Raw genomic sequence first — 9,712 nt, forward strand, 5'->3', positions numbered from 1 at the left:
TTCAATTTGATGAAGTAGACAGGATTATTGGGGATATAAGAGATAACCAAGATCTTGAAATAACCGAATTCACCATTGCTGGATATGCCTCTCCCGAAGGCAGTTTTGAACATAATCGCATACTGGCGCAAAACAGGGCTAATTCCTTTGCTCATTACCTGGTCTCCAAATTTGGTGTCTCGCGCGACAAATTTACGGTTGAAGGCAAAGGAGAAGACTGGGAAGGTCTGCGTAAAGCAATTTCTGTTTCATTCCTGGCAGACAAACAAAATATTCTGAATATAATTGACAAGGTTCAGAATCCCGATGTGCGGAATATTGAACTGTTGAAACTTTCAAACGGAGATACCTATAAAACACTGCTTAATAATTATTATCCTCTATTGAGACGTACAGAATATACAGTAGCCTACGTGGTACGTGCCTTTAATGTGGAAGAAGCCAGAGAAGTGATAAAGAAAAATCCAAAACTTCTCAGCCTAAACGAAATGTACCTGGTGGCAGAAAGTTACCCATCGAACAGCAAAGAGTTTCGTGACGTCTTTGATATCGCAGTCAGATTATACCCTGAGAGCGAAATTGCTATTATTAATTCCGCAGCCGCAGATATTGAAAGCAAAAATTATGACACAGCCATTGAACGGCTAAAAAGAATAGAAGAGAAACCGACTGTGTGGAATAATCTTGGTGTGGCTTATATATTAAAAGGTGATATGGAAAAAGCTTTAGGGTATTTCAATAAATCAGCAGATAACGGAGATAAAGATGCAAGTGCCAATCTGGAAATTATTAATAGAATCCTCAAATAAAAATAATATACAATACTGATAAACCGCATTATTCACAAAACAAACAAAAATAGATTTTTAATTTTTAATCGATAAAAAAATGAAAGTAACCAAATTATTTTTAACTGCTGCAATCGCATTAAGTTTGGGATTGACAGCCTGTAGCAATGACGATGATATATCATCGGGCGGAGAAAAAGAAGGTAATACGAATGTGAGTGTTACCTTGAAGATGTCCCAGAATTCAGGGTTGAGGGCAACAAAAGCTCTGCCTGAAGATTACAACAATATCGGGGAATGGGCTGGAAAAGACGATATAAAAACTGTAGCTGTTTATCTCATAGACGGATCATCGGTTACCTCAAAATCACTTGAAGTCGGTGCCAGTGGCTCAGGAAAAGATTATGAAAAAATCATAAACGGTAGTGACATAACACTGGTTCCTAAGACACAAAATGCTGCAATTAAGACTACAGCCGGAGCCAAGAAAGTATATGTTCTGGTAAACGGAACAACAGAAGTAGTAAATGCGTTGGCTAAAACGCCGGTGGCTGAGTTTGAAAATGCTTACACCCAGGCGGCGTTGTATCTGGCTAACTCGGGTGCCCAAACATTTACCAATACTTCTGCGGATAAACTAGCAGTCAAAAATGGAACGACAGATGAAACAATCGTCATGACCAATGTTGAGCCTAAAACAATAAATGTGGAAGCCAATGTAACAGATACCGAAACGTTGGCTACAACCTCACCTAAAAACCGTGTTAGCCTGGAAGTGGAAAGAGCTGTCGCCCGGGTTATGGTTTCGACTCAGGCTTTGAGCTACACCGTGCCTTCAGCGGGAGGTTCACCCCTAGGTGTGATATCCGATATCAACTGGGTACTGGCACAAGGTGAAAGTTCTTTGTATATCCAACGGAAAGCAGATTGGGTTACACCTAGCTATTCATGGGTTCCCACTTCAGATGCTGACTTTTGGGGGACCGATATTACAGGTAGCTCTTCTAAATACGATTATTCGGGTTTGTTTGAAAACTATGACTCTGCTAACCAGTTCGGAGGAACTGCCGTTAAAACAATGACTGACTATGCAACCGATCCTTACGGACAAGTAACCGCAGAGTTGAATGCCGAACTGTCAGGTAAATTTATCCTGCCAAACACACACGCTTATGCTGCAGGTGCTACTTCCAGCTATAAAAAAGGAAATACAGCCTATGTGCTTATCCGTGCTAAATTCACACCTGCGGCTGCGGCATTTGCAGACGGTGAAACGTATACTCCAAATAACGACTTCTTCGTGGGTGAAAACGGTAAGTTCTATACTACTGCCGAAAACGCCCAAAATACAGCGAAAGGTGGTGTTGAAGATCAGACTGTAGCTAGATATGTAAAAGGTAAAGTATTATATTATGCATGGGTAAATCCTGATGCTGTTCCGGCATGGTATAATTCTCCGGTTATAAGAAATAACGTATACCATATCCACATTACAGGATTCAGAAATCTGGGAACAAACTGGAACCCGTTATTCCCTGAAGATCCGAATAATCCGAAAGGCCCTGAAGATCCATCTAACCCGGGTACGAATCTACCTCTAAATCCGGATCCTAAACCAAGTGTACCTGGATATAATGAGCCTGAGAATCCGATTAAACCGACTGATCCATTAACTACTCCTGAAACATGGATGAGCGTGGATGTGAAAGTTCTTCCTTGGACGCTTCACTCGTATTCTGTATCTCCGGGGATTTAATCTTCAAAAATAAAAAACAATAACTTCGGTAGGGAGCGGTATTTCCCTACCGATTATTCAAATCAAACATTAAATTAATAAAAAGTACAAGGGATGAAGAATTTACGAATCTGGATAATAATGGTATTGTTCGCGACAGGGGCTCTTTTCTGGGGTTGCGATTCCCTTATCTACGATGACCTGAAAGATTGCCCTCAGGGTGTTTATGTAAAATTCTACTCCAAGACCCCATGTGTAGACGATTCCCTGTTTATAGGGAGCGTATCCTCACTAACCGTATTTGCATTCGATCAGGAAGGCAAACTTTCAACTACAGTACAACAACAGGATGTAACCTTGGATCGTGACTATGAAATGCTTGTTCCCGTATCTGACGGAAATTATTCATTTATAGCATGGACAGGGATAAATGATAAATTCAAAAAAAATACATTCACTCCTGGAATAACCACCAAAGAGGATGTGATGATGACTATTAACTCAACAAATAATATAGCGACCACTCTTACTTCTACAGAACGTATATGGCATGGTGAAAGCCCGGTCGTTTTTTTACCCAATCCGGAAGAATACGGCTCGTTATATAAACATACAGCAGTAAATCTAAGGGAACTGACCAACAGGGTCAAGATAATCGTCGAGTTCGATAATGTTACGATGAAAACATATGACCCGACAAAATTGAATGTAGCCGTTTCATCGGCTAACGGTACGGTACGTATAAACGGTACGATGCCTATGAATACTCCGGTACTGACCTATCCGTCTATAGAGACCAAACTGGAAGGAAATACAGGTGAATGGAATTATGCCATGCTGGACCTTACTACCGGTTACAGCAACAAACTGAATATTACCTATACAGGAAACGATAAGGAAGAAACCGTCTTTGACGGTGACCTGATTGCCAGCATCCTGTTAAGAGCTGTAGACAAGGGTGTAAACCTCGACTGTGAAAATGACTTTACAATCAAATTCCTGATCAAGGATTATTGTGCCGAGTGCTGGACTCACTTCAGTTGCACCATTTATGTGAACAACTGGCTTGTTCATAGCTATAGCACTGATTTATAAATTTAAGCCTGCCGGGCTTGAATAATCCAAACGATTATGATATTAAAAATACGATATATACTCTTACTCTGTCTGCCGGTTCTGCTTGTGGCTTGTGACTCTTTTATCTATGAAAATCAGGATGAAACAGACAAGACAACCAAAGGACAGGAGGTATACTTATCTGTAAACAGGGCGCAGGCAGCCGATACGGAAACAATCAATGAAGATGCAGCAGATTATGAAGATCGCGTACACGATCTGGCCTTGCTGGTCTTCGATTCATCGACCGGAGAAAAGATCTCTGAATATTTCGATGAAGCAATACCCTTTACAGATAAGGAAAAAACCTTTACCTTAAAGTTGACCACAGGACAACGTGATTTTTATTTTGTGGCCAATATGCCGATGGCAGCATTGAAGATGATAGCCACAAAGTCATTGATGGACAGTTACATGTCTGCTTTCCGCGATATGGAAACAGACCTGTATCTTTCAGCCGCAGAAAGTAAGGGCTTTCCGATGTCCAGAACATATCTGAACCAAACAGTAAGTGTAGGCGGAAACATCTACCAGCCGAAGCCTTTCCGACCTGTTGTGAACGGGACAGAAGAAAACCGGGTGAAGTTAATCCGTGCTGTCGCCAAACTCGAAGTCGTAATAGAGGGGGCATCTATAGGTTCCGGTGTCAAGAACATTTATTATAAAAATGCATATCGTCAGTTCGGGCTCATACCTGATATGTATCCTGCAACTATAGGGTATTATGAAGATAAGCTGTTAAAAAAAGTGGGTAATTCATATCTGTACTATATGCCGGAAGCCATGATGATGAATACAAATCCTGTCTGGTCAGTATCAGATCATAAACCGGTCAACTACTTCAGGATTGAAACCCTTGACGGAAAATTCTACGACATACCTGTCATTACAGACGACCGCACCATCACCGACACGGATTATCTGGCCTTTGCCACCGGTCAAAATACGGATAAGCCCGACTATAACATCTACAGAAACAGGCATTACTACTATGTTATCAAAAAATTGCAAACGATAGAAATCATTTATACCATCGATCCATGGACAGTTAAAAAAAGTGCAACTTACATGGGTTACGGGTATAATGTGAACGTTGACAATGACGGGAATGTAATGATCAGTAATACGATAGAAGTTTGTGATCCGCATCATGTTACGCTGAAAGCTATAAACGGATGTACTTTCTCAGACGCTGCATTGACTAAAGAATTTATAAAGACAAGCCCTACTGACAAAGAGGATTATACACTGACAAATATTCCTCAATCCGGGAATTATCTGGAAGTATATTACAATGGGATTCTGGTGAAGACATTCAGTAAATAAAAGAATATGAAAATATATATATACATAATAGGCTTCTTAAGTCTGCTGTTCACCGGTTGTTCAGGTGATGACAACCCTGTGGCAGGCAGTACGGATAATGAAAAAATAATACTCTCTTTTCAAATAAACAGTTTCGTTAAAGGGAGTCTGAAAGCAGCTACTGACAATGGCTCTGCCACTGAACAGACAATTGATAACCTGTATGTGTTTTTATTTCCTACATCAGGGGCACAGACATTTAAATCTTATTACATACCATCGGCTAGTTTTTCCGGCGGTTCATGGAACAATACAGATAACAAAGTATTACTCAACCTTACACAGGCAGAAGCTGGTAGCAGAGATGTATATGTTGTAGCCAACTGTACCGGAATAAAAACATCACTTGATGGAGTCTCTACCGTAACAGGGTTACAATCGGTTTTACAGTCAAACAGCACGCCTTGGTCTACGACACTAACGACTCCTATCTTGATGTCGGGCAATAAGACACACGATTTTAATTCGAATTACCAGCTTAGCAGTATTCCTCTGATTCGGGCTGTGGCCAAAGTACAACTCAACATAAGCTTGACAGCAAAGCATCAGGAAAAACCATTGTCTGGGGAAGGCACTACACGATATAAATATAGGCTTATCGATTTCGATAAGAATACCTATGTCCTGAAACAGATATTGAAAACCGATAATCTGGTCAGCTCACTCGCTTGGATAAACTGGAACGATGCTATAACATCCTATACGCTTGATGGCAATGGAAAAGTAACAAACCTGACCCTGATAACTTACCTCAACGAACGGGATAATGCAGGAACAAGCATAGAGCTCAGTTTGCCTTATTTTGACGGGGGATTCCTACCCCCACCTGAATTTGGAGACGAGACCTACAAATTGCAACTGCCGGCAAAAATAGAGCGCAATAACTGGTATGTGTACGATGTGGAGATTTAGACGGAAGTTATAGAATTAAATATTCACAATAAATGTGATAAACAAAACGAATATGAAATTTGATATAGACATGATACTTAAAAGTACATACAGTACATGCAGGTTAAGAATATTTTTAGTTCTTACTTGTTTTCTTTTTACAGACCTTCTCTCAAGTATTCATAATACAATAAATGCCGCAGAGCCACTTAAAAGCACTACAGATATTAAATTGAGATCATTAATTACAGGGCTAAAGCCAGATGCTTATCTTACAGATGGAAAGTGTGCGATGTATGGCAACTCCGCCCCTTTAGTGTTATATGTGGATGCAAATGACATATCCTCTCTTTATAGTAAAAGAAAGGAGTTCTCTTCAGTGGAGCTTATTCAGATACGTTTGCAATCCACTGATGATGAACGGATGGAAATAGACTGTTCCCGCTTAGAAGCTTTCACCTCATTAGAATATATCCTTTTTGTTTATGAATATCCTGTCTGCGACGATAATGAAAACGAGGAATGTCTGAACGTTAAAGTTTCGGAAGCAGTGATTAATAATACTGTAGAAACAGAAGAATATATACAAGTCTTCTACCAATTATGTATTCCTCAGTAAACGAAAAAATGAAGAATATGAAAAAACTATATCATCATAAAAATAGAGTGGGCTGGAAATGGATTCTATTATTTCTATTTATAGGGATAACTTCTTCCTTCCAGGATATAGGGGCACAGGTGAGAATCCCATTCACTCAGCGAACATCAACTTACAGTCCTGATACAAAAGTATATAATATCAAGGGAGACTTTACAATGATAGGCAATACGAATCTCACGTTACGAAATTATAGTGATAATGGCAGTAATAATGCTAATATGGACTATGTAGATGTAGATGGTGACCCTAATACTTTAAACTCATCTTCAGCCACCCTTACTTTTTCTACAGAAGGTGGTGTGGCAGATCCGAATTGTTCTAATATTATATATGCAGGACTCTACTGGACGGGCAGGGCACATAATGGTACAAGCCCTAATGCATTTACAATCGGAGGTTCAACTGATAATCGATATAATACTGATAGTTTCAACGGCTATACCTTGTCTATCGCTGCCACCGATCAATCTCAGGGCTCAGGCACATCAGATGGCCGTATTGCGACCTACACTTTCACTCCTTCTGGGGGAGAAAATAAGGTTGTTTTTCGCTTTCGTTCCTGGAACTCGGGAAACTCCGATCAAGGTTCAGTAACAGTTCAGATCGGTAACGGAACAGAAACTGCACTCTCTGGAGATTTGACAAGTACGTCTAATAACAACTATTCCTTTACCTTTAATACTCCTTACGGCATAAGTTCTGGGAGCCAGACTATTTTTCTCAATTCATTGAGAAAAAGGAGAACAAATAACAGTATTAATGACAATTACCGAGCAAGTGTAACATCAGGTGCAAAATTATTGAATAAGCGACAGGTAAAACTGAAAAAAGCCGGGGATACTTATCAAACTATCACTGCGAACTCCAACGATATCTATTATCCAACCGCAGACGACGGGTACATGTATTCAGCTTATGCAGAGGTAACTGATTATGTTAAGGCAAATGGATTAGGTGAATATTTTGTAGCTGATATTGCTTTACAGGAAGGTAACGGAGGTGGAACCGGATTTTATGGTGGTTGGGGATTGATCGTCGTCTATGAAAACTCCAAGATGAAATGGCGCGATGTAACTCTTTTTGACGGTCATGCTTATGTCGCAGGAGGGAATTATACATATGAACTACCAGTTTCCGGTTTTAATACTGTTCAGCAGGGTCCAGTGGATGTAAAATTAGGGTTAATGGCTGGAGAAGGAGATGTTGGTATTTCTGGAGACCAGTTTAAGATAAGAAATGCAGCCAATAGTAATTGGGTCAATCTCTCCCATGGAGACAATACAACAAATAACTTCTTTAATTCATCAATATATACAGGAGGAAATGCTCGTAATCCCAATTTAAAAAACAACACGGGATTAGACATTTCTATGTTTACACTCAATAATGATGATAAATCTTTGATGACTAATAATCAGACTTCCACACGTTTTCAGTATAACTCTACACAAGATACATATATTATTTTCTGTATTGCTATGGCAGTGGATGCTTATATACCGGAAGTACAAAGTGAGAATAATGTGATCTCTGTAAATGATATTCCATACGTCCCGGGAGAATCATCGACAACCGTATATCCTAACGATGAGATTGAATATACTGTATTTCTTAAGAACTTGGGGACAGAAGCAGTAAAGGATGGTAAGATTATTATACCTGTTCCATTCACAACCACTTATATGAGTTCTTACGCTGAATATTTTTGGCAAGGTAATCCTTCTATGTCGGGGACAGTAACCTATGATCCGGCTCTCGGAGGAACCGGCTCCATTATATGGAATATAGGTAATATTCCTTTGCCTGTAGATAAAGACGAAGTATTAGCTAAGTTAACCTATCGATTGAAAGTTACGAATGATTGCTTTATTCTCAACAACGCATCTTGTATAACGGTTTCTGTAGATGGGACTACTACTGGAACAGGAGTGACCTCCGGAGTATCATTTACAAATAATAAATTTATTACTGGATTTATAAAAGATGGATCCTGCGATGGACAGCCTGTATATGAACCTGTAAACTTCAATATAGATGCAACAGATTACTTAGCTACAAGTTGTACGGTTCCAGAGGGTGAAGATCCTGATTATTATACTCGCAGAAAGTTTAAATATTGTGGGTTGTCTGCTGGGGGAACTATTCCCTTTACAGATGTTTCACCCAATTTCCCCAAAGGCTCAAAATTTTACAGTAAAGTAAATAAAGATGTCTCAACTGGTATTGTAACTCCCGCAGACGATGCTATACAATATACTTCAGCGACAGGTTTCCCTGTGGGAACTTTCGGTGAATCTTCTATTTATTATGCTATTCCTCCAGGAATGTATATAACTTGTTACTGGGAGTTTATAATTATTGTAGACCAATATTGCAGTAACTATTGGCATGGAACCGAAAGTACCAATTGGGCAATAGCCAATAACTGGACAGCTAAGAAAGTGCCTGATACTGGAGAAGACATTGAATTTGCGACTGCTGTTAATAATAGTAATAATCCGGCTCAAAGAGATCTATATCTAGACAAAGACCGTATTATAGGTGATCTGATTAATAATTCGAATGTAGATTTAGTTATCACTACTCAAAATCAGCTAACTATCAATGGTACTGTAAAAGACGACAATTCCAATAAGGGTACTATCGTTATAAAATCAGATCCAGATAAGGCTACGGGAACGTTAATATTCACGAATCCTCCCAATAATACAACAGTAAATGCCATTGTCGAATTTTATAATAAAGCTTATGAATGCGCGACTTGCGGATTTTATAAAAAACAATGGCAATATTTTGGTATTCCGGTACAATCCTCAGATTTTCCTTACTTGGATCCGAAAGTTGAAACTATAAACGAGTGGGTTGAGCCTTATATTTATAGCAATAAATGGCGTCCGGCTCCATATACTCCGGATCTAAGCTTAAAAGCATTCAAAGGTTATGAAATCACAAATAATACCAACGCTGAGCCGACTCATATATATCGTTTTCCTGGTATACTCAATGTCGGTGATGCAACTGTGGGTGTTACCCGGACACTTAATGTAAATTATTCGGGGATGAATCTTATTGCTAATTCATTTACAGCAGCCATACCCATAACATCTGCGGCTATCAGTCATGAAAGTGTGGTACTAGAATCGAATACCGTTTATC

6 protein-coding genes and 1 pseudogene are annotated in these 9,712 nt (G+C 39.4%); all 7 read left to right on the forward strand.

The features are described 5' to 3' along the window. Positions 1–809, forward strand: an 809-nt coding sequence (locus B3317_RS10460) for an OmpA family protein (protein ID WP_291111233.1), incomplete at its 5' end; no start/stop codon positions are given. 79 nt (positions 810–888) lie between these two features. Next, the gene (locus B3317_RS10465) at positions 889–2,544 is read left to right on the forward strand and encodes an Mfa1 family fimbria major subunit (protein WP_291111235.1); all 1,656 of its coding nucleotides are present in this window, start codon (positions 889–891) and stop codon (positions 2,542–2,544) included. Between the two features lie 93 nt (positions 2,545–2,637). Further along, positions 2,638–3,618, forward strand: coding sequence for a FimB/Mfa2 family fimbrial subunit (locus tag B3317_RS10470; RefSeq protein WP_291111237.1), 981 nt, complete (start codon positions 2,638–2,640; stop codon positions 3,616–3,618). Between the two features lie 36 nt (positions 3,619–3,654). Further along, positions 3,655–4,965, forward strand: a complete 1,311-nt coding sequence (locus B3317_RS10475) for a fimbrial protein (RefSeq protein WP_291111239.1) — start codon at positions 3,655–3,657, stop codon at positions 4,963–4,965. 6 nt (positions 4,966–4,971) lie between these two features. After that, positions 4,972–5,916, forward strand: coding sequence for a fimbrial protein (locus tag B3317_RS10480; protein ID WP_291111241.1), 945 nt, complete (start codon positions 4,972–4,974; stop codon positions 5,914–5,916). Between the two features lie 211 nt (positions 5,917–6,127). Next, positions 6,128–6,514 (forward strand): hypothetical protein, encoded by a 387-nt coding sequence (locus tag B3317_RS10485; RefSeq protein ID WP_291111243.1) that lies wholly within the window; start codon positions 6,128–6,130, stop codon positions 6,512–6,514. A 17-nt stretch (positions 6,515–6,531) separates the two neighbouring features. Next, a pseudogene (locus tag B3317_RS10490) lies at positions 6,532–9,712 on the forward strand (hypothetical protein); the annotation flags it as partial.

Source organism: Dysgonomonas sp. UBA7710, assembly GCF_002482385.1.
GTDB lineage: Bacteria > Bacteroidota > Bacteroidia > Bacteroidales > Dysgonomonadaceae > Dysgonomonas.